Raw genomic sequence first — 22,658 nt, 5'->3', positions numbered from 1 at the left:
GACTGTAGTTACCTCTTCAAGGTGCGAGTGATGTTGTAATCCCGCCGCCCGATGATCCCCTTTCATCAGGCGGCGGGATTTTTCATACTGGGACAGCCACCATTGGTCACAAACGACGGTCTTTTCACGGGTCTAAGTCCATTTGTTCACTTCTAGTTTTATAAAACACGCTTTTTCCAGTATCCTGAACCGTGGTGGCCACTATGCTGGGCTACAGTGTCCCTCTAAAGACAAGGAATGAGAGCTGACCCATGTCCGATCGCCAGACCGGAACCGTCAAATGGTTCAACGTCGAAAAAGGCTTCGGTTTCATCATCCCAGACGACGCCTCGGACGATATCTTCGTCCACCACACGGGCATCGAGCAGGACGGGTTCCGACGGCTCGATGAAGGTCAGCTCGTGGAATTTAGCGTCACGAACAGCGAACGAGGCCTCATCGCCGAGAAGGTTACAACCTTGTCATGAAATTTCCCGCACGCGTGGGAGTTGTACTCACCGCAGGTCTACTGGCCTGCGGTGCAGTTCCTGCAGCCCACGCTGCAACGACGTCACCAACAGCGCAGCCTCCTTCAGATCAGGCCCAACAGGAGACACCAGCAAGCGCACTAAAACTGTCCTGCCAGCTTGGTATGGACAATAACACCGCAACTATTACGTTCTCCCCCGAGGTTCCATTCGATGAGTTGACAGTGTCAGTAGACGGTCAAGCCGTGGCACCTCAAGAGATTCACGGCAACTCCGTGGTTCTAGAAACACCAGAATCTGGCGGCACAGCAACGCTGGAACTGTGGGAAAACGAGTCACTCAACGGCGAATGTGACCAGACTCTACCGCCGACCGCGGTAGAACCAACGCCGTCAGAACCACCGCCATCAGAACCTTCCAACCCTTCAGGTACGGTCGATCCGACGCCCACTGAATCTGATAGCCCGACTCAATCGACGAGCCCCACACCAGATCCCACACCAGACCCTCCAACGACAGCTCCTCCGACGACGCCCCCTACAACGACTCCACCGACCGGAGCAACGCCTACCGAGTCACCAACCCCAAAACCAAGCTCACCGTCTCCCAGTGCAACGTCCAACGACTCACCCGGACCTACCACGTCGACGACTCGACCAGAGAGTACGCCACACAGGCCAGCTCAGCGACCACAGGCGCCTGCACAACAGCAGCCTGAGCACATCGGACCGCGCATCATTCGCCAATTCTCAAACGACCCACGACACCTGCTGCACCAATTAATCGGCAATTCTGGACACACCGGTTCAGAGCTCGTCATGCCTCGCCCCCGCAACGACGACCAGGGGCCACCAGACTTAGAAACCCTGCCACCAGTATCTGAAGATGAACTTGAAGCAATCAAAGCACGCCTCAGCGCACCACATCGCGCAGACCAGCCGTCGGGTAGTCATGTTGCTACCGCGGATGACCAGACATCGCATCAGGCCTCAATGTGGCTGTGGCTGCTATCAAGCTTGATCGTGGTATCTGGACTAGGTGGCGTGACGTTTTGGTTGTTGAAGCGCCGTCAGCACCCTCGTTAGCCCGCTGGGGGATTTGGGCCAGTCCGTTTATTGATCAACCGCTCAGCGCCTGATATGCCCAGGATTGCACATGCGAACCAAATGCCTCCGGCCGGACCGATTGGTCCTGCAACCACACTTGCAGCTATCGGCAGGACGACCTGTCCAATGCGATTGCCCATCAGCCGCAACGCTAGTGCCGTGCCGCGCCAGGATCGAGGCACAGCCTGAGAAATCATGGTCATGGTCATAGGCTGTCCCACGCCCAGGGTAAAACCGCCAATGGTCATGCCGATAAATGCGGTTGCTATCCCCACAGTTCCCAGGCCTAACATTGCAGGCACCATGGCAATGACGGCCGCCGATACGATCAGTGCTACCAGGACCAGCGTATTTCGGGAATAGTGTGCAGATAACGGCCGGATAAAAATTCTTGACAGAACGGATGTTGCACCACGAGTAGCAAGTAAAGCCCCGATAATCATCGGTGAGACACCAACTGACTCGCCCACCAGCGGCATGAATGCCACCAAGATATCCAAGATGGCCAGCAGCGCCAGGGCTGCCAGCATGTGTGAGGCGATCCCGGGTAGGCGTAAAATATTTATTGCCGAGGGTTTCGTTCCAGGCTTGACTGTCACAAGATCTTGAGTTGCTGTAGTAGGCGCTGGCTGTGTGGCGCGCAGGAGATATAAGACCGGCACCGCGATACATGAGGTGATCGCCCCGACCCACAGTGCCAGGTTGATGCTGAAGGATAAGTCAGCGCCGCCAGCTTGAGCCTGGGCCAAGGAACTACCACCCAATATGAACCCAGAAAGCAGCGGCCCTAACATTTGCCCGACTGAAAAGGACGCAGTAAACCACCCAAAATTAGCATCCATCTGTGTGGCTTTCGACCGTCTGGCGACCATGCTCTGTCCGCCAATCGTAAACATCAGGTGCCCAACACCTAGCACAGCCGATGCAACCATCAGGTGGACCACACTATTGGTCACTGCCAGATAGGCCGCCCCTGCCGCCAGGATGAGCACGCCCAGGGCAACAAAGTTGCGCGGTGAACGCAGACGCGCCTGGAGCCGACCAAAGGGTAGTGCAACAAATAGTGGCAGTAATGCATAAGCTGCGGTCGCCAAACCAATTTCGGTTTCGCCCCAACCCAGCAGGATGAGCTTATAACTGGTGACGGGGCGAACCAGATTTGCTGTCGTCTGGGTCAACATGCCGGCGGCTACCATCAGCCATAACCAGCCGGACAGCGGAGTTCTGGAGCGTTTCGTCATAGGTTGCGAAGAAGTTTCCTTTTATTATAACCGCGGCCCGAACCGACCGACGATATCCTTGGACAAGACTACCAAGCACCTATTCAGTCACGCGCTGTCATACACGATACGAAATTGACGGCACGGCACGAAACACGCAGGGTAGTTTAATCACTGATCAGCATTACTGGAGAGCAGCATGCACACACCATTTCGACCGCCGGATCACCGGGCTCGGGCTGCGCTGGTCACCGCACAATCATCAGCATTGGGTCGACAACTCTTCTTCGCCTTATCGCAGGTCGAACACGAACTGCGGACCAAAATGCAATTGGCCCTAGAACAGGTAGAACTCGAAGTCCGACAATACATCACGCTGGCTTATATCGCAGAAGGCCATACTCCGACCCAGCTGGAGTTAGGCCAGATTTTGCACCTTGACCCATCCCAGGTTGTGACCTTGACGAAGGGTCTGGCAGAACGCGGGCTGCTGGTACGACAGACGATGCCACAGGACCGGCGTGCACACGCACTGAGGATCACTACCGAAGGCAAGGCGTTGTATCAGCAGGCTGCGGCATTGGTGCAACGTGTCGAAGAATCGCTGACCGCCTCGCTGTCACGCCGTGACCGGGGTGCGTTGAAAAACTTTTTGGATCGAATTCTTCCACTATCTTAAAAATTCGTGGTCAAGTCCCCATGGAACTTGACCACGAATTTATTCAGCTTAACCACTACTGCGCGCTAGAAGCAGTGTGAAGGCGTTTTTCGCTGTCGTGAGAGGCTGATGGCAAGTAATATTCTGGATCAACCCATTTGCCGTTAATCTGGATTTCATAGTGGATGTGCGGACCAGTGGAGTTACCAGTGGAACCTGCAAGAGCAACGGTCTGTCCCTGAGAAACGGTATCGCCAACACCCACCGTGAACTGCGAGTTGTGGCTGTAAGCGGTGGTTACCCCATTGCCGTGATCAATTTCTACACGATATCCGCCAGTGCTGTGTACGCCTGCGAAAGTAACCGTACCTGCTTCGGTTGCTTTGACTGGTGTACCGGTTGGGACTGGGAAATCAGTTCCAACATGGAACTGTGTGCCAGCACCGGTTGGGTTGCTACGCATCCCGAAAGTCGAAGACGTCCGAGTTGAGTCAGCAGGAAAGATCATCTGTAGATTGCCTGGCAATGATTTTAACGATCCATTATGCGTGTTCTGGGCTTCGGCAACAGCGAGCTGTCCCGCGGCGACGTCGCCTTCGCCTTCTTGGTAGAGACGACCGAGACCAACCTGAGAGGCAGCCATCTCGTTGGTCATCTTGGCGACAACTCGTTCGTCGCCTCCCGAGATAGCAGCCGGGATAATAGTGGTCTGTCGGGGTGCTGCCTCCAGAACCGGTTCACTATTATCCGCTTGCGCGGTGTCCCCGAAAGCCAGTAGGTTGCCGTCAATAACAGTGTTACCACCGAATGTCACGGCCGCCGAAGATACGGCAACTGCAACGCCTGCCGTCATGACGGTGGCTTTGCGTCCGCGCTTCTTTTGAGCAGCTGCTTCGCGCAGCTCGCGCCGAGATGGGTATTCAGAAACTGTCATAAAACTGTTCACCAAGAAAGGGGAAATTTGGATTGCCTGTTATATCGTAGCGTTATCATTTCGTTATCTCCAATCGTCAAGCGTCTCGGCGTGTATATCAAATCGTTAACTGCGAAAGGCATTTCATCCCCAAGCTCACGAACCTCCCCACTGGTTATGACGTGACACGGAAAGACAAAGCGCACATGAGAGTGGGATCACACGCGCCGTCCATGCCGTGCCCATCAGCGAAATAAACAACGTTCACCCAGCAGCGAAATAACGCCAAGCTAACGATCTCTACTACCGTCGACCGTGGTGTTTAGCTTATAAAGCATGTGATTGGCCAGAGAGGCTCGAGTCGTAAAATGTGGATAACTGTCGTTTTTCCACATGCTCAGCACACGATCGCATTCTTGGGTTGTATGCTGGACACAGTGTGCCAGTTACAAGCTGGGGTACTGACGTTGCCCACAACGACGTGCGTAACGCCACAGAGGCGGACGGTGTTTCCGCGACACACGCTCCACTTCCAGGAGCGAGTATGAATTTTTGCCCGGGTACGTGCCCGGGTCTTCGTATGTATAAAGCGCTTACGATGTAGTCCTATGGCAGTACGCACTCGTAAGCGGGTACGGAATAAGAGAGTCATGACTGAAGTTCAAACACAGCTACGCACCGAATCGGATTTAATCGGAGCAGTCGAACTGCCCGCCGATGTCTACTACGGTGTCAACACTGTTCGTGCGGCAGAAAACTTTCAGCTGTCATCAACACGGGTCGAGCAATTCCCTGAGCTGATCGAGGCTCTGGCCATCATCAAGCATGCCGCTGCCGCTGCGAATCGTGATGTTGGCGCGCTGGACGAAACCATTGCCAGCGCGATTATTGCTGCAGCCAAAGATGTGGCCGGTGGCCAGCTGCACGACCAGTTTATTTTGGACATGATTCAGGGTGGAGCAGGGACCTCCACCAACATGAATGCTAATGAAGTGATTGCTAACCGCGGCCTGGAACATCTGGGGCTGGCCAAAGGCGATTACGATGCTCTCCACCCGCTGAACCACGTGAACATGGGCCAGTCGACGAACGACGTCTACCCAACCGCGCTGAAACTAGCACTGCACAAGATGACCGGCACCCTGTTGGAAAGCATCCAAGTACTCAAGGACGCTTTACGTGCAAAGGCCGCCGAGTTCCACGCCACCGTGAAAATGGGCCGCACCCAAATGCAAATCGCCGTTCCCATGACCCTAGGTCAGGAATTTGCTGCCTGGGCTGTCATGCTCGAGCGCGCCGAAAACGGTCTGAAACGTGTGCGCTTGGACCTACTGGAGCTCAACCTGGGCGGTACCGCAATCGGTACCGGAATCAACGCCAACCCCAATTACCGCCAGCGCGCCATTGAATACTTACGTGAAATCACGGGTCTGACCAATATTTCCTCGGCCCCAGACCTGATTGCTGCTACCGCCGATACCCAGATCTTTGTTGACCTATCCGGTGCCTTGAAGCGCGTTGGGCTGATCATGTCGAAGATCGCCAACGACCTACGCCTTCTGTCCTCTGGTCCTTCCGGTGGTTTCGGCGAAATCAATCTACCAGCGCGCCAGGCAGGCTCTTCGATTATGCCGGGCAAGGTCAACCCAGTGATTGCTGAAGCTGTCAACCAGGTGGCTTACCAGGTGGCCGGTCATGATGCCGCTATCAGCATGGCCGTTGAAGCCGGCCAGCTGGAGCTGAACCCCTTTGAACCGGTCATGGCCCGCGGGTTATTCGATTCCATTGGCCTGCTGTCAAATGCTGCCACCATGTTTGCTGATAAGTGCATCGTCGGCATCACCGCCAACGAACAGCTCATGCGCAACGTCGTCGAAGGATCCGCTGGTCTGGCCACGGTATTCTCCCCCGTCATCGGTTATAAAGCAGCTACCGCCCTGGCTGTAGAAGCAACTAAGACCGGTGCAAAAGTCACCGACCTGGCCGTAGAAAAAGGCTTGCTGACCAGCGCACAGGTTGAAGAACTCATCACCGAGGCGCTTGCCGTCTAAACAAAAATTTTGGGGGCATTCATCACGAACACCCCGCTGATCATCAAGAGCAGTCCGATCACTTGAAGTGGTCGGACTGCTCTTTTTGGTGCAGAAAACAACCCGAATTGGTCCACGAGCAATGACCCCGCGATCAGCCCAACTTGCACCACCACAACGGTGACCGCCGAACCAATCAGCGGCGATAAAAAGGCCACGCCCGTGACATACAGTGCTCCCAAGACTCCACCCATCCACATCCACCACGGATTATGCGTCTGGCCCTCGGGGACTCGCAGGCGCAGCGACGGCCGAGTCAACACCACCACAACGGTCAGCACGAAGGTCCCGACCAAAAAAGAAATAAAGGCACTGTGCACTGCGGAACCTAACACCAGTGTCAGCTGCCCGTTAATCGCCACTTGCAACCCAAAACACACCCCAATGCCCAAACCTGCCAGATACCAGGTTTTGGAAGTCGGCTGCGCATTCAGCTGCGGCCGCCTGCGGCCGCCAATGACAGCCAGCGCTGCGGCGACCATGACGAGCACGGCACCGGTAATGCGCCAGCCATCGGCCGGGTAATGGTCCACCCCGAGAAGCCCCAAGTGGTCAATAATCATCGTCGTGATGACCTGTGCGGTCAGATTCAACATGGTCGAATACAGTGCGCCGATTACCGGCAGCAACAGCACATTCGTTGTCATACCGATGACGCCGAAGACTCCCCCGGACCATATCCACCAGGGTTGGGTAACAACATTACCCAAGTCAAAACCCACGGTGCCCACAGTTGCCCAGGTCAGCAATGCCAGACAGACTGTGCCCACCAGAAATGAGATGCCAGCCATAACCCACGGTGTGGCCACCGCATTGCGAAGTCGGTTATTAATTGCCGACTGACTGGGCATCAGCACACCGATGGCAACACCCAGCACCAGGTAAATCATTGCACTCCTGAATGCCTACGTGCTCTTAGCGGAGCTGCAGGTCTAAATGGCACGGTTTGGGGTGAGGATGCCATTGGGATCAAGCGCCTGTTTGATCGCGCGCTGGGTATCCAAAACTGCGGCGTCGAGTTGAATCGGCAACTCATGGTGTTTAACCGCACCGATGCCGTGTTCACCACTGATTGTGCCACCCAGCGAAACGGCAAGCCGGGAGATGTCCACGATCACAGCCTCTGCTGCCGCGTATTCTTCTTCGGTATCGCCGGCTTCCACGGTGGGGTGCAGGTTGCCGTCCCCAGCGTGGGCCACAATGGAAATTGCCCGATTGTGTTTGGCCGCAATCTCATCAATACCCCGAAACACATTTGCCAACTCGCCAATTGGTACGCCCACATCACACGAGACCCGCAGACCACGTGCCGACAGTGCCGGATTCGCCAACCGGCGGGCTTCTAATAGCTCATCGCTTTGGGCAATGACGACGTCGCTGCCGCCGTGCTGGACACAGATATCAGTAATGGCTTGAGCGTCGTCGGCGGCGTTATGCCCCACCGTCTGGCCGATCAGCAGGGCAGCCTCGGGAACCGTAAGCCCGGAAGGATAAAACTCTTCAATAATTTTCACACTGTGCGTATCTAAGAGTTCCAGGACCTCCGGTTGGGCTTCACCGTTGACAATTTCGGTGACCGCCTCACCTGCGGCATGGATGGAATCAAAATTGACTCGGAAGGTATGCGAGGTGCCCGGTGGGATCGGTTTGAGCCGCACAGTGGCTGCAGTAATAACCCCCAGCGTGCCCTCGGAGCCGACAAATAAACTCGTCAAATCCAAACCGACCACGTTTTTGCGGGTCCGAGTCCCGGTGTGCATGATCCGGCCATCGGCCAACACGACTTCCAGGGCCGCAACCGAATCGCGCGTCACCCCGTGAGAAATACAGCGCAGACCACCCGCGTTGGTTGCGATATTGCCACCCACCGTGGACGTTTCCACACTGGCTGGATCGGGTGGGAAGAACAGGCCGTGTTCATGTGCCGCACGATCAAGGTTGGCGGTAATGACGCCGGCTTCGACAACTGCTAGTCGGTTGACCGGATCAATCTGACGAATCGCATTGCATTGCTCCATCGAGATGACCAGCCCCTGATCATAGGCCACCGCCCCACCGGATAGACCAGTGCCCGCCCCGCGCACTGACACCGGCACACCATGCCGATTTGCCCAGGCTAAGGCAGTGGCCACGTCCTCGGTGCAGGTGGCCATCACCACGGCTAGGGGTTGGCCCTGGGGCGAATAGCGGGAGCTGTCGCGTGCCAGTCGGTCGACGTCGGAACCGACTTCAATGATTCGATCGGGCAGTTGGTCTTTGAGTTCGATCAGCGCGTTGCGCTCAGGCAGTGGGGTGTGGGGCATGGTTTTCCTTTTCATTAAGTCACCACATTAGCTGTGTGGTGGACCATGAGCCAGTAACATGCAGCAGCATACCGGCTGTGCCCTGAGCACGCTGGCTGCATCCTGTTCTGCACTGCCACCGGGCCGGTTGTGAACCAAGTAAGATAGCTGCAGCAGTTTTTGCAAGAAGATGTTTGGCTCATAAAGAGCACCCTACCTGGCGCGGCATTTATCACACCGACTTCCAGGTACAATAAGCCTCAAGGCCTCGTGCAGTTATTATCCCTTGTGGCGGTCCAGTATTATCAGCTGAAGACATTTCAAGGAAAGAGAGGAATTCCTGATGGTCCTAGGTTCACGGTGGGTTGTCCCTGCCGAAACTGAACCGGTCCAACGTGTCTGGATGAGCTTTCCTCGAGCCGGTGCCGCAAATTTTCGGGCAGCCTGGCAGCTCTCTTCTGCCCGTCGCGCATGGGTCCGACTAGCCGAAGACATTCACAACCATGTTCCGGTGACCCTGCTGGTTGATCCGGACGATCAGCGCACCGTTGCCTCATATGTGTCGAAACCGCTCGACGTCGTCGTCATTCCTTTTAATAATGCTTCCCTTCGACGCACCGCAGCAACCATGGTGGTTTCCCGTCAGGCCCAGGCTAATAGTGGCCGACGCCCGCGCCGCGTGCTGGGCATGGTGGATTTTACGTTCAACGGTTTTGGACAGCTACCCGGGGTCGCATATGGACTGGATGACAAACTGCCGGGCACACTGTCCGAACTGCTGCCCGGAGATCGGGGCTGGGGTCAGCGCAATTTGTCGATGATGGTCGGCGAGGGTGGCTCCTGGGTCACCGATGGCGCCGGCACCGCGATTGCCTCCGAAGCGATTCTGACCGATCAGCGTCGCAACCCGGGTTGGAATACCCGCTCGGTAGAACGCGAGATGCGCCGTAATTTGGGGCTGGAACACATCATTTGGATTCCCACCGGGCTCACTCGAGGATCTGCTCCGGAGGGCTGGGGCGGGTACGTCGATCAGGTCGTGGCCTTCCACTCCCCCGGCCGAGTACTGGTACACAACCAACCTGATCCAACCCACCCGGATCACGAGGTCACCCAGCAGGTGCGTGAAATTCTCAGCACCGCCCACGATGCCAACGGTCAAGGATTTGACATTGTTGATATGCCCGCGCCGCAAACGCACTCGGATCTCAACGGGCCGGTCAACTGGTCCTACCTGGATTATGTGATCCTCAACGACGTCATCATTCTGCCGCGGTTCATCGATCCATTCGATGACCACGCCTTTGAACTCATGCAAAAGCTGTATCCCGAACACCGGCTCATCCAGTTCACCGCACAGGCACTCTTTGACCACGGGGCATCCATCCGGGCGATCACACTACCGCAACCACGCGTTAGCCGCCGGCGTTAAAGGTCAGCTCACCGGGGCAATAACCTGCGAAACCACAACGCCACAACCCACAAAGCGTTATCGTTAGGATGACGACGTCGCAAGGAGAGTGGAGTTGGCAAAACAACAAATGACCGGTGTCCAGAAAGCCATCCTGGCGGTGGTCCTGGTCCCCGTCTTTATGTCACTGTTGTCGATCTCCTCGATCAACGTGATCCTGCCATCAGTCCAAGAATCCTTAGACGCCTCCAATACTGCCATCCAGTGGGTCCTGTCCGGCTATACGCTGGCCTTCGGGGTACTGCTGGTGGCCGGCGGTCGTGCCGGTGACACCTTCGGACGCGGCAAACTCTTCGTCGCAGGGCTGGTGCTGTTCGGGCTGGGGTCGCTACTGGCCGGTTTTGCACTCAACGGTCCCATGCTGGTTGCTGCCCGACTTCTTACCGGATTCGGTTCCGGGCTACTCAACCCACAAACCGTGGGCTTTATTCAACAGTTCTTCGATGGGCCGCTCAGGGCCCGCGCATTCGCGTCCTTCGGTTCGGTGGTCGGAGTATCCGTGGCCATCGGACCGGTGCTGGGTGGCGGCCTGATTGCCCTGGCCGGGCCGGACTGGGGCTGGCGCTGGACCTTCTTGGTCAACGTCCCCATTGCCGTGCTGGCCATCATCGTCGCCTACCGCACGTTCCCCAAAGCCGCCTGGGTCCGGCACGTACCCGAAGGCGCCTCGGCCGAACCCGGTAAACCCGACTTGGATCCGGTAGGCACCGTAGCATTTACGTTGGGCACGCTGCTGGTCATGTGGACGTTTCTGGAAATCGACGCGGGCGGGATCTACTGGGCCATGCTGCCGGTGGGTATTGCCATTTTGTTCTGGTGGGTGTGGTGGGAACGCCGCTATAAACGCCGCGGCGGTGCACCCATGGTCGATATGGCGCTGTTTCGCAACCGGCCCTACCGCAACGGCTCGCTGCTGATCAGCCTATTTTTCACCGGGTCAACATCCGTGTGGGTTACCGTGGCAATCTTCTTGCAAACCGGCCACGGCATCTCAGCACTGACCGCAGCACTAGTTGGCGTCCCATCAGCAATTGCCACGACCATCTCCTCACAAATTGCTGGACGCTACGTGCTCGCCGCCGGCCGCGCAATGGTCGCCTGGGGCATGAGCGTAACCCTTCTTGCGTTGAGCTCCTCAATGCTAGTCATCATTGGGGTGCAATTATGGGACTGGTCGATATGGTGGCTCATCGCAACATTATCCCTACTGGGAGTCGCCCAGGGCTTCATCGTCTCACCGAATCAGACCCTGTCGCTGATCGAAGTGCCCGCTCATGTCTCGGGCGTTGCCGGGGCTGTCATGCAAACCGGCCAACGCGTCGGCACCTCGGTGGGCACCGCCATTATCACCTCAACATTATTCGGTGTGGCCGCAGCCTACTCATGGAACTGGGCTTTCATCAGCGCATTTGGCATCATCATGCTCCTGGTCGGTATTGCCATGACCGTTGCGATCATCGACATTCGGGGCACCCGTGGCACCCAGACCGCTGTCCCACAGGGACGCGAAGCACAGTAAAGCCAACCGATTGTGTACAACCGACCCGCTCCGAAGAAACCCCACCAACTATTCTCACCGGCCGGCCCCGCCAGAAAACTGTCATATGGTTTCGCATCGACACCTGTTGTTCACCTATGCGGTAGATTGGCTGTATCGACAGGGGAGCAGCTGAAATTTTGCTGCTGAGAGTGCACCAGCAGACCCTCGAACCTGATTCCAGCTCATACTGGCGGAGGAAGTCGTAACTCTCCACGCATTGCGTGCCCTCCTAACCACAGGAGGTACACATGAAAAAATCATTACCCTTCGTTGTCATCGCCGCGCTCGGATTCACCGGGTGCTCGGTGGCTGACCAAGCGCAAAATACCGACGACGACGCCGCTGCCGGCTCAGTCACCATCATGACCCACGACTCGTTCAATGTCGACGAAGAACTCGTGGCCGCCTTCGAAGAAGAAACCGGCTACACGGTGACCACCACCTCCCCCGGTGACGCCGGAGCCGTATTAAACCAGCTGATCCTCCAAAAGGACAACCCAACCGTTGACGCCGTCTACGGCATCGACAACTACTCGGCCCAAACCCTGCTGGACGAAGACATGCTCACCAGCCACGACGCCGAACTAGGCTCAGCCGAACGCTTCGCCCTGGAAGCCGACACTAACGGCCACCTGGCACCCATTGATCACGGTCAAGTCTGCGTCAACATGGACAACGAATGGTTCGAAGCCGAAGACCTCACCCCGCCTGAAACCCTGGAAGACCTCACGGATCCGGCCTATGAGGGACTGTTTGTCACCACGGATCCCACAACGTCGTCCCCGGGACTTGCCTTCCTGGTGGCCACCATCGCCGGCACCGATGACTGGCAGGCCTACTGGCAAGATCTGTTAGATAACGGGGCAAAAGTTGCCGGTGGCTGGTCGGACGCCTACTATTCGGACTTCACCTCGACCGGTGACGGCGACTACCCGCTGGTGTTGAGCTACTCGTCCTCGCCGTCTGCCGAAGCAGGCCGCACCTCCTCGATTCTGGGTACCTGCACCGAACAAGTCGAATACGCCGGTGTGCTAGCCGACGCTGCCAACCCGGACGGCGCCCAGGCATTCATCGAATTCCTGCTCTCCCAAGACTTCCAGGAAACCCTGCCAGAAGAAATGTACATGTACCCGGTTCTGGAAGAGACAACCCTGCCCGAAGAGTGGAGCCAGTACGCCGAATTGTCGCCAGAACCAATCACCGCAGACCTGACCGAAGTCAGCGAAAACCGTGACGCCTGGTTGAACGACTGGACCGAACTGACCGAAAACCACGCCGACTAACCTATGCGTGCACGCTTCGGGTGGGGTGCCGCCATCGCGGTGATCCTCACCTTCCTCACCATCTTCTTCGCCTGGCCCGTCGGCGCGATGCTCATTCGCGGCATCACCAACGACGCCGGCGCGCTCGATTTCAGCGCCTTCGGTGAGGTCTTGACGACTTCGCGCACCTGGGCCATCGTCGGTCACACCCTGACGATGGCCCTGGGCGGCACGCTCGGATCCGTACTCTTTGGTGTTCCGGCCGCCTATATCCTGTATCGCACCGAATTCCCCGGACGCACCATCCTGCGCTCCATCACCCTGGTGCCATTCGTATTACCTACCGTCGTCGTCGGTGTTGCCTTCCGCGCGGTCTTCGGTGCCAACGGGCCACTGGGCTTCCTCGGCCTGGACCAAACAACGTGGGCGGTGATCGCCGCGATGGTATTTTTCAACATCAGCCTCATCGCCCGCCAAGTCGGTGGCCTGTGGCAGCTGCTGGACCCGCGTACCGTCGAAGCGGCCCGCAGCCTGGGTGCCTCGGCACCGCGCGCGTTTTTCACCATCACCCTGCCGGCCATTACCCCGGCCATCGGCGCCTCAGCCGGGCTGGTCTTCCTGTATTGCTCCACCGCCTACTCGCTGGTGCGCACCCTGGGCACCCCCGGTGTGGGCACTCTAGAAACCGAAGTTTTCCGCCAAACCCAAACCTTTTTAGACCTGCGCACCGCCGCCGTATTCTCCGCACTGCAAGTGGTATTCGTCCTGACCTCAGTGTGGTTAACCCAACGCCTATCCCACCGCACCACCACCGCCCTGCGCCTACAACAACCCGTGCGCCAACCCCTGGCCCGCACCGACTGGTTCCCGCTGGGCCTGACACTATTCGCCGTCGTCGTCATTATTCTGCTGCCCATGATCACGCTGGTTGAACGCTCCCTGGCCACCGCCACCGGGTACAGCCTGCACAACTACCACCTGCTGATCACCTCACCGGGGAGCGGATTCGCCGGCGGAGCCACGGCCGCCCAGGCGCTGGAACATTCCCTAAAAATCGCCCTGGACGCGACCATCATCTGCATGGTCATGGCCATCCTCACCGCCCTGGTGATCACCCGACATGCGCGCTCACGCACCCTGGCGCGCGCCCAACAGGCCCTAGACACGTTCATCATGATGCCCCTGGGCGTCTCCTCGGTCACCATCGGCTTCGGGTTCCTGGTATCCATCCATGCATTCAACCCCGCCCTGGGCCAATCCGGTGTATTCGTACCACTGGCCCAAGCCGTGGTTGCCCTGCCGCTCGTGGTGCGCAGCCTGATTCCCATACTGGCCGCCGTGGATCCTCGCCAACGCCAGGCAGCGGCCGTGCTGGGCGCCTCGCCGTCACGCATTCTAGCCACTATCGACGGACCGTATCTGCTGCGCGCCATCGGTCTGGCCGCCGGGCTGAGTTTTTCCGTGTCGCTGGGCGAATTCGGTGCCACCAGCTTTTTGGCCTCCCCCGAATACCAAACCCTGCCCGTATACATTGTGCGGCTCCTATCCCGTCCCGGTGCCGATAACTTCGGTATGGCCCTGGCCGCCGCCGTCGTACTGGGTATCGTCGCCTCAATCGCGTTAATCCTGGGCGAACGCATCCGCCCGCGCACCCTTGGGAGCACCTCATGACCGCCATTCACATCACCGACCTACACGTCGACTATGACGACGGCAGTCCCAACTATCGCGGCGAGCCCGTACTCACCGGCGCGGATCTGACCGTTGACGACGGCGAAATACTGGCGGTACTGGGGGCATCTGGTTCGGGAAAGTCCACCCTGTTGCGCGCAATTGCAGGCCTGCAGCAGCCCCGCTCCGGACGGATCGAAATCGCTTCCGTCACCACTGACGACGACGGCGAGCACCTGCCACCGCACCATCGTAACTGCACCATGGTCTTTCAAGACGCCCAACTGTTCCCGCACCGCAGCGTGGCCGGCAACGTGGCATATGGTCTGGAAGCCGCCAAAGTGCCGAAGGACCAACGACGTCGTCGCGTTGCCGAGGTACTGGAGATGGTCGACATTGCTGAACTGGCCGACCGTGCGATTACTGAGCTATCGGGTGGGCAAGCACAGCGTGTTGCGCTGGCTCGGTGTTTGGTCATCCGTCCCGCCGTCATTTTATTCGATGAGCCGTTGTCTGCCCTCGACCGGGGCTTACGCCAGCGACTTGCCGTAGAGATTCGCGACCTGTTGAAACAGACCGGCACCTCGGCCATCTATGTCACGCATGACCCGGCCGAAGCTACGACCGTAGCCGACCGGCTCGCAGTGGTAGAACACGGCAAAATCTTAGACCTCGGGCCGGTTGCGACACTCGATATCTCGAAACTGTCAGACTCTGTAGCCAGTTTGCTCGGCGGCTTGGGTGAAGTCACAGGGGTAATTACTGCGGTCTCGGATGAATCCACCACCGTAGAAGTCGTGGAAAACCTTATTGTGCTGCCCGGACGCCAGGGCGGTCTTGGTGACACCATCACCGTGAATCTCAGCCGCTAGCTTCCCTTTGTGGGCGCCCCTTTTCAAGGGGCTCATTGTCATGAGCAAAAACAATACGGCAACGGGCTCATAGACACCTAGCCTCTATCTGTGCCATTCGCAACCGTGTCGCACCGATTGTGGATAACTGGGACAGAAATGGAACACTATCCACAATACATACAACACACCTAGATAGAGATGTGAAGACTTGATATAGAAGCCACCGAATACATCTAAAGTGTTAAACAATCACAATAGAATCATTGCTTCAACAGTTCGCCGCGGATATAATAGAGCTATTAGTCATTCACTCTTTCCAACTCATAATTTTTCGCTCGAGGTTTACTGCACCTATTTCCCTTCTTGCCACTGAGAGGACACGGTCATGGTCGCCACCAATGCACTTCCGGATATTGGTATTGCGGTGCCCATGCCCGATGATCTCAAGCTCGAAGCGGTCAAGGAGCTCAGTCCTGGACAATTGGCGTATCTGTACTTGGTGGTGGGTACCGAAATGTCCCAGCGGATGGCCGACCCTGCCACCACGTTTGCGCAATTCACCAGGGTGTCGGGGGCTGATTGGTCTGGGCATCAACCACAGGTTGACGACTCAGAGTCTTCCACCGAGGCCGTTTCGCCCCACAATGCCGGCGAGGATGATCCCACACACGCGGATGGCACACCGGTTATTCCACCCCGTCCCTTACCGACTGCTCCGGAATGTCGATATGACACGGTGCCAATGATTGCCGACATGCTGCGACGAGTGCAGCACCTGCAGGAAGCTTCGATCACCGGTTTTGCTCGACACCTGCAACCCATGTTCCAGGCTCAACCGGAATACTTCGGTACGCCTGAAGGCGTCCAAGCGTTTCGGGATAGCACCGCGTATTTCAAAGACGTCTTTCGGTTCTCTGGGCAAATGATCAAAAAGATTCACGCTCGGCTGCCCTATGTGACCTGGAATCCCGGACAAGACCCTACCCTGGGCATGAATCAGCCAAAACTGCTGAAATTGGCCGCGGCGTTCACCGAAGGAACCATTCCGGCTGAGAATCTGGATCGGATCGTGTGGTTAGACAAAGATCTCACCAAGCACGTGCACAAGACCACGGCTACCGCCGAGCAGAAAGACGCGGTCTTACAAAAATTCCAACCAACGCTCATCGAGGCAGCCCAAGCCTCCAACCCGGATGCTTTCAATGCTGCCCGTCGCCGGTGGGCCGATAAGATCGCTCATGCGCTGGATGCCGATGGGCCACCCATTGCCCAAACGCTACGGAAGCAAGCCGATAATGTCATCCGGGATCAAGCCTACGCTGACGGGTCAGGCAAAATCTGGATCCATGCCACCCCAGAGATCTTTGCCGAGTACAAGAATTTCGTAGTCAATCAACTCAACAAAAATGGCGCCCCAGTCAAAACGGATGAGAAACTCACCGAATGGCTCTACAGCCCTGCTGAAGAGCAATCCGATGAGCAGGAAGCAACGTCCAGCACGGCTCCCACAGATTCCGAAGACATCAGAAACACCGACAATCCCGTCAACGATGACTCGATGAGCGCGGCCGCCTTGGCTGCAAACCGAGACACCAGCGACCACTCGACAACGGATTCGGGGCACGCCGGACTGTTTGATGATTTCGAAGCCGATCATCCCCTGGCCACGGCCACGTTAGAGGATCTTAGTATTGATCATGATCCTGACGCACTCGTCGCCGAAGATGACCAAGGGAACCCGGTTACTCAAGAGACTCTTGATGATATTGAAACGTTGAACCCGGGACAGCTCGTCAGCGCGATACTCATCGGCGCAATGAAAGCAATTTTCAGTATGGCTCCCGATGAACTCCAAGTCAAACGCTCCCACGGGGCAGATGCCACCCTGGTGGTGGTCCAAGATATTGAAACCGCCTATCAGACCCTCGGCATTGACGCGATCCCGCCCGAGGCCCAACGACCCCGCGGCCCCGACGGGATCGTGCCCACCATCCTGCAACGCCCCAACCCCAAGGACCCCAACACATTATGTAACAACCCGGATCACCTGCTCGGGGTCAGTCCACCCCCGTGGACCGGGTATATCTCCGAGGCCCTAAATGTGGGGGCATTGCATCCGGTGGATGCCGAAAAACTGGCCTGTGATTGTCAGATCGTGGGCCAAATCTGGAACCAACACCACAGTGTGCTCAACCAGCGCCGCGCCTACCGCTCCTTCACCCGCGACCAACGCCGCGCCATCCTGGCCCGGGACCGCGGTTGCCAAACCCCCGGCTGTACAATCATCGCCGCCTGGTGCCAAATCCACCATCTGAAAGCCTGGGCACACGGCGGCGCCACCGATATCGACAACGCCATCACCCTGTGCGCCTTCCACCACGCCGCGGTGCACAACGGCAAATGGACCATCCACACCATCAACGGCACCCACTTCTTCCAACCCGCACCCTGGTTAGACCCCACCCAACCACTGCTACGCAACATGTACTGGGCGATATAACCTGAGCTCGGGGTCAGCAGGTGACGTGGAACTACTCGCTAGTCCCCTGGACAACATCTTCTTGCATATCTGCAAGATCGACTGGACTATCGTCAAACAGAGCACGAATATCGTCGGCGGTCACACTGGAAGCAAATGCCGTATCGTCTTCTGTGAGCGCGGCAAACATTTCAACCTTTTGCTGCTGGAGCGCAAGAACCTTTTCTTCGATCGAGCCCTTCGATACCATGCGATACACCATCACATTCTTTTCTTGCCCGATACGGTGTGCACGGTCAACAGCTTGAGCTTCCACGGCAGGGTTCCACCACGGGTCCAACAGAAATACGTAATCCGCTTCGGTCAGTGTCAGGCCGAAACCACCAGCGCGAAGTGAAATCAAAAACACAGGTGCTTCACCGGAGCGGAACTCTTCAACCACCGCTGCACGGTCACGAGTCGAACCATCAAGATATGCATAGTCGATCTCGCGCTCATTGAGTTGTTGTCCCAACCGTGCCAGGAACGACGTAAACTGCGAGAAGATCAACACTCGGTGGCCCTCTGGCAGAATCTCAGACAACCGCGACATCAATTCATTGAGTTTCGAAGAAGGCACATGGGAGTGCTCTTCATCCACAATGGCCGGGTCCAGCGCCAACATCCGCATCAAGGTCAGCGAACGGAAAATCGACATCCGGTTGGAATCCATATCCGCAACCAGATTCAACACGTTCTTCCGCTCACGCTGCAGAACCTGCTGGTAAAGCTTCTCGTGTTCTGGTTCCATTGGAACACGAAGCACCATCTCTTGCTTATCTGGCAGCTCAGCAGCCACCGATTCCTTGGTACGACGCAGCATAAACGGCCGGATCTTCGTACGCAATTTCGTCATTGCTTCACGCGATCGGGTCTGCTGCTGGACACGTTCCTCGACGTCGTTGTCCGTGGTTGGTTCCGTGCGAGCCACCCGTTGGCCGGCTTCAATTGGTCGCAAGTAATCATCCCGGAACTTAGCGAACCGCGGCAGCATGCCGGGCACAACCAACCGGAAGATTGACCACAGATCCGACAGGGTATTTTCCATCGGAGTACCCGTGATAGCCAGCTTAAATCCGGCCGTGAAGTTGCGAATCGCCCGGTGGGCTTTAGTCTGATGATTCTTGACGAACTGAGCCTCATCGAGGATGAGCCCCGCCCACTGTTGTTCTGCCAGGAAGTCCTCGTCCAGGCGAGCAATCGCATAGGAGGTGACCACAATATCTGCGCGGTCGCGGATCGAACCAATCGATTCAGCACGACGCAGGTTCGATACATCCACCACAACGACATTCAGGTCTGGGGCGAATCGTTCGACTTCATCACGCCAGACCGTCAAGACTGACGACGGCGCAATCACCAGAAACGGAAGCTTTTCACCCAGTGCCTTGGCACGAGCGATCATCGCAATGGTTTGCAGGGTCTTCCCCAACCCCATATCGTCGGCGAGAATCCCACCCAGACCTAGGTCGTATAGGTAAGACAACCACTCATAGCCCTCATGCTGGTAGTCACGTAGTTCTGCAGTGAGACTCTCTGGGACCTCTAGTGCCGGAATATCCTTGGCATCCCGCAGCACGGCTAGCGCCTTTTGCCACGCAATAATCGTTGGGTCAGCGGTAAAAGCATCGGCGGCGTCTTCGGCGTCTTCCAATAGGGTGGCGTTGAACCGAGAAATCGATGGGTTATCGGCTGCGAAATCGTCCAGGGCGGCTGCTTCTTCTAACAGTTTGCGCAGCGGTTGAAACGCTGAATGCTGCAGTGAGAAGTACGTGCCGTCGGATAACAGCAGGCTGTCCTGATTGCGTACCAGCGCAATAAATAGCTGTCGGAATGGGATGGTGCGTTCTTCAATGGTGATCTGGAAGCCCAGATCAAACCAGTCGTTCTTCTCCGACGGGGTGGCATTGATGGCGATATGAGGTTCACCAGTCAGCCGGGTATAGACCGGGCGGTCTTCGGTTTCCACGATGCGCACGTGTTCGTGTTGTTGTAAATCCGGCAGGGCTTCATCTACGAACCGGGCAGCTGCGGCACCGATCAACGTCGTCTTACCGGGCACGGCGGCCAGCTCCACGTGGTGCTCGACTTCTTGGAGCACCTGATGGCGGTGTTCGGTTTGGTCTTCGGTGCCCAAATAATCCCATTGCGCAGAAATGCGCACGTGGTCTTGGCGTTCGCCTTGGTGGGTGGCCTGATAATACTCCAGGGTCAGTTCAAGCGTGGAGGGTGGAATATCCGGTAGCTCGACCGACTGGTCATGGCTGGCCAGTGGGATGACGCCGGCCAGTATTGGGTAGATGTTGTTGAAGAATTCTTCGGTGTCGTCGGCGGGGATAATCATCGGTTCGGGTGATTCGATGAGATCCATGACTGTCCGGGTGAGCGGTTGTTTCAGCGGAATGACGTTGATGTCTGCGGTAGCTGATTCCGGGTAGTAGTCGATCGTGTACAGTCCAATAGCCCCGAGTGTGCCGGAGGGTTTCAGTGCTTCGGAGGGCAGTTGCGCTTGAATGTTCAGGGCAATGTCGCCGTCGGCGGTTTCTGCGGCGTCGAAAATAATCCGCGCAGGTTCGGTGATGGTGACCCGGTTGATCATTTTCTGCAGCGGTACCAGTGGGATGCCGACGTTATCAATTTTGGCCAGTACATCCCACATTTGCGGCATGTTCATGGTTGCCAGGGTGATGACGTCGGTGGAGCCCAGCGAGGATACCGACGTGGTGTAGAGCTGGTTGAGCTCGTGCAGCGCGTCGTGTTGTTCGGGCAGGAATTGGAACTCGCCGTGGGCAGACTGATGGAACGGCAGATCAAACAGCGTCCAGTTCATATTGCCCTTGATCCAGCCGCCGCGGGCCCCAACGCGCAACGGTCGCAGGCGCACGGTCAGGTCGTTTTGGTGTTCAAGGTCATCGGGGGTGGCTTCCCGCCAGGTAAACCGGGTGCGGTACCCGGAAGGCTCGGTGTGGAGCGCATCGATTTCAACGCCCAGTGCGACGTCGGTGAATTCTTGATTCGAGTCAATCGTGGGCAGCAGTTCGTTGACGACTTGGCGCCATGGTAGCCCGGGCACACCGTGTTCGGGCTCTGCTGGCTCGCGTGAGCCCTCAAGGTCGGCGGCGGTCAGCACCGCGGAGTCGGCGACCGCGCGCTGATTCGATTCAAAAATCAGGGCGGCCCCGTGTTTGCAGTCGACGCCAACCGGACAACTGCAGGTGGCGTAGTCAATATCCCAAATGGACACCCCACCCAGGGTGCGGTCGGTTTTGCGCAGGATGACAGCGGCCCGGTAGATCTTGTCTTCGGACCCTTTGACCCGACCAACGAGGCGGCCGGTTTCATCGTTGAATTTGAGCGTCATCACCCGGTCGTCGGCCGCGTATTTGCGGCCGCGCTGGGTCATGGTGTCGCCGAATGCGGCGACGAGAGCTTGGATGTCAACGAATGGGTAACTCACTGTGCCTCGTAGCGGCGTTGGTGTTCGGTGACGCCGCTCAACCGGAAGGGTGCATTGGTCGTTTTTTCAGTTGTGAAGGTTTCAGATGTGGCGGCAAAGTCGCAGTGGAGTTTGCGGTACTCGTCGTAGGTCAGTTCAACCCGGTTATCGAGCTGTTTGGCCACGTGCTGCGGGTAAATGTGGTCTTGGTAGTTCTCCTGGACAACACCGGTGAAGAATTCTGCTACCGCACCGGAACCATATGAGAAGAAGCCCAGGCGTTTACCAGCCAGGTCATTATTATTGTGCAGCTGAGCGGTCAGTGCAAAGTACAACGAAGCCGTGTAGGTGTTACCCAGCGCGCGGTTGTAGCTCATGGACTCTTCGATCAGGTCATCAGATAGCTCGGTGCCGGTGTGCTCGGCCAGTGCGGCCAACTGTTTGCGAGCCATTTTGGTAAATGGCTGATGGTGCAGGAAGCGATGGATGTCATCCAGGCCGAGTTCACGGCGGGCCAGCAGATCATCCCAGGCAGCAGTGGTGGCGTCCAGATAGGCGTCCAGGGACAACTGGCCATCCACGAACGGGGTGGTGGAATCATTCGGGCGCCAGAAGTCATTGACATCGGTGGTGTGCAGGCCCGAGCCGGATTCAATTTCGACCAGGTTGGGGTCAGCGCTGATCAGCATCGCAACCGATCCGGCACCCTGGGTTGGCTCGCCGCCGGAGTCCAGCGCGTAGCGGGCGACGTCGGAGGTAATCACCAAAACCTGTTCCTCGGGGTTACGGGCAACCGCGTTGACGGCCATCTGCAGTGCGGCGGTACCCGAGTAGCAGGCTTGTTTTAGTTCCACAGAGCGCACATTGGCGGGCAGGCCCAGGAGCTCGTGCAAGTACACGCCGGCGGCCTTGGACTGGTCGATGGAGGATTCGGTGGCAAAGAGCACCTGGCGGATCTTGGTGGCATCGTGTCGCTCGAGCAGGGTCTGTGTTGCTTCTGCGGCCATGGTGACGATGTCCTCGTCCGGGGCGGGCATCGAGAAGGTGTCTTGGCCCAGGCCAATACTGAACTTCTTGGGATCAATCTGGTGGCGTTCTGCCAGGGTATCAAGATCCAGTACGTAGTGGGACGTGGCGACTTCCAGGTCGTGGATGCCTATTTTCACCGAT

16 protein-coding genes are annotated in these 22,658 nt (G+C 57.4%); 10 read left to right on the top strand and 6 right to left on the bottom strand.

From position 1 onward, the window contains the following. The first annotated feature begins 251 nt into the window (after window positions 1-251). Complete coding sequence (locus K8V32_RS04430) at window positions 252-467, top strand: cold-shock protein (RefSeq protein ID WP_303903481.1); 216 nt, start codon at window positions 252-254, stop codon at window positions 465-467. Continuing rightward, window positions 464-1,552: a hypothetical protein gene (locus tag K8V32_RS04425; protein WP_303903478.1), complete on the top strand. Its 1,089-nt coding sequence runs from the start codon at window positions 464-466 to the stop codon at window positions 1,550-1,552. Before K8V32_RS04430 ends, K8V32_RS04425 begins: the two co-directional genes overlap by 4 nt. Here K8V32_RS04425 and K8V32_RS04420 read toward each other — a convergent pair. Next, complete coding sequence (locus tag K8V32_RS04420; RefSeq protein ID WP_303903475.1) at window positions 1,549-2,814, bottom strand: MFS transporter; 1,266 nt, start codon at window positions 2,812-2,814, stop codon at window positions 1,549-1,551. The two genes, K8V32_RS04425 and K8V32_RS04420, sit on opposite strands and share 4 nt — an antisense overlap. A 178-nt stretch (window positions 2,815-2,992) precedes the next feature. On the opposite strand from K8V32_RS04420, the gene K8V32_RS04415 reads away from it, so the two are divergent. Beyond that, a complete protein-coding gene (locus K8V32_RS04415) occupies window positions 2,993-3,472 on the top strand; it encodes a MarR family winged helix-turn-helix transcriptional regulator (protein ID WP_303903472.1) in 480 nt (159 codons plus the stop codon). Between the two features lie 55 nt (window positions 3,473-3,527). On the opposite strand, the gene K8V32_RS04410 is transcribed toward K8V32_RS04415, so the two are convergent. Continuing rightward, window positions 3,528-4,385, bottom strand: coding sequence for a M23 family metallopeptidase (locus K8V32_RS04410; RefSeq protein WP_303903469.1), 858 nt, complete (start codon window positions 4,383-4,385; stop codon window positions 3,528-3,530). Window positions 4,386-5,014: 629 nt separating this feature from the next. On the opposite strand from K8V32_RS04410, the gene K8V32_RS04405 reads away from it, so the two are divergent. Continuing rightward, window positions 5,015-6,415: an aspartate ammonia-lyase gene (locus K8V32_RS04405; RefSeq protein ID WP_303903466.1), complete on the top strand. Its 1,401-nt coding sequence runs from the start codon at window positions 5,015-5,017 to the stop codon at window positions 6,413-6,415. Here the strand turns inward: K8V32_RS04405 and K8V32_RS04400 are convergent. Beyond that, window positions 6,412-7,344, bottom strand: coding sequence for a DMT family transporter (locus tag K8V32_RS04400; protein WP_303903464.1), 933 nt, complete (start codon window positions 7,342-7,344; stop codon window positions 6,412-6,414). The two genes, K8V32_RS04405 and K8V32_RS04400, sit on opposite strands and share 4 nt — an antisense overlap. A gap of 42 nt (window positions 7,345-7,386) precedes the next feature. Then, on the bottom strand, window positions 7,387-8,757 hold the full coding sequence (locus K8V32_RS04395; RefSeq protein WP_303903461.1) for an FAD-binding oxidoreductase: 1,371 nt from the start codon (window positions 8,755-8,757) through the stop codon (window positions 7,387-7,389). Between the two features lie 322 nt (window positions 8,758-9,079). Here K8V32_RS04395 and K8V32_RS04390 point away from each other — a divergent pair, with 322 nt between their 5' ends. From K8V32_RS04390 to K8V32_RS04365, 6 genes are all read left to right on the top strand, one after another. Continuing rightward, entirely contained in the window at window positions 9,080-10,168 is a 1,089-nt protein-coding gene (locus K8V32_RS04390; RefSeq protein ID WP_303903458.1) for an agmatine deiminase family protein, read from the top strand. A 94-nt stretch (window positions 10,169-10,262) separates the two neighbouring features. Then, window positions 10,263-11,726, top strand: coding sequence for an MFS transporter (locus K8V32_RS04385; RefSeq protein WP_303903455.1), 1,464 nt, complete (start codon window positions 10,263-10,265; stop codon window positions 11,724-11,726). 269 nt (window positions 11,727-11,995) lie between these two features. Further along, window positions 11,996-13,030, top strand: a complete 1,035-nt coding sequence (locus tag K8V32_RS04380; protein WP_303903452.1) for a thiamine ABC transporter substrate-binding protein — start codon at window positions 11,996-11,998, stop codon at window positions 13,028-13,030. A gap of 3 nt (window positions 13,031-13,033) precedes the next feature. Beyond that, window positions 13,034-14,680: an ABC transporter permease gene (locus K8V32_RS04375; RefSeq protein WP_303903449.1), complete on the top strand. Its 1,647-nt coding sequence runs from the start codon at window positions 13,034-13,036 to the stop codon at window positions 14,678-14,680. Continuing rightward, window positions 14,677-15,552, top strand: coding sequence for an ABC transporter ATP-binding protein (locus K8V32_RS04370; protein WP_303903446.1), 876 nt, complete (start codon window positions 14,677-14,679; stop codon window positions 15,550-15,552). The genes K8V32_RS04375 and K8V32_RS04370 overlap by 4 nt, the downstream gene beginning before the upstream one ends. A 367-nt stretch (window positions 15,553-15,919) precedes the next feature. Then, window positions 15,920-18,034: an HNH endonuclease signature motif containing protein gene (locus tag K8V32_RS04365; RefSeq protein ID WP_303903444.1), complete on the top strand. Its 2,115-nt coding sequence runs from the start codon at window positions 15,920-15,922 to the stop codon at window positions 18,032-18,034. A gap of 31 nt (window positions 18,035-18,065) precedes the next feature. On the opposite strand, the gene K8V32_RS04360 is transcribed toward K8V32_RS04365, so the two are convergent. Together K8V32_RS04360 and K8V32_RS04355 are read right to left on the bottom strand one after the other, a co-directional pair. Next, window positions 18,066-21,509: a DEAD/DEAH box helicase gene (locus K8V32_RS04360; protein WP_303903441.1), complete on the bottom strand. Its 3,444-nt coding sequence runs from the start codon at window positions 21,507-21,509 to the stop codon at window positions 18,066-18,068. Continuing rightward, on the bottom strand, window positions 21,506-22,654 hold the full coding sequence (locus K8V32_RS04355) for a hydroxymethylglutaryl-CoA synthase (RefSeq protein WP_303903438.1): 1,149 nt from the start codon (window positions 22,652-22,654) through the stop codon (window positions 21,506-21,508). Before K8V32_RS04355 ends, K8V32_RS04360 begins: the two co-directional genes overlap by 4 nt. Window positions 22,655-22,658: the final 4 nt, after the last annotated feature.

Origin of the sequence: Enteractinococcus helveticum, from assembly GCF_020742345.1 — a bacterium.
GTDB lineage: Bacteria > Actinomycetota > Actinomycetes > Actinomycetales > Micrococcaceae > Yaniella > Yaniella helvetica_A.
Note: the sequence above shows the minus strand (reverse complement) of the source record. Positions and strands in the feature narration are given on the sequence as shown.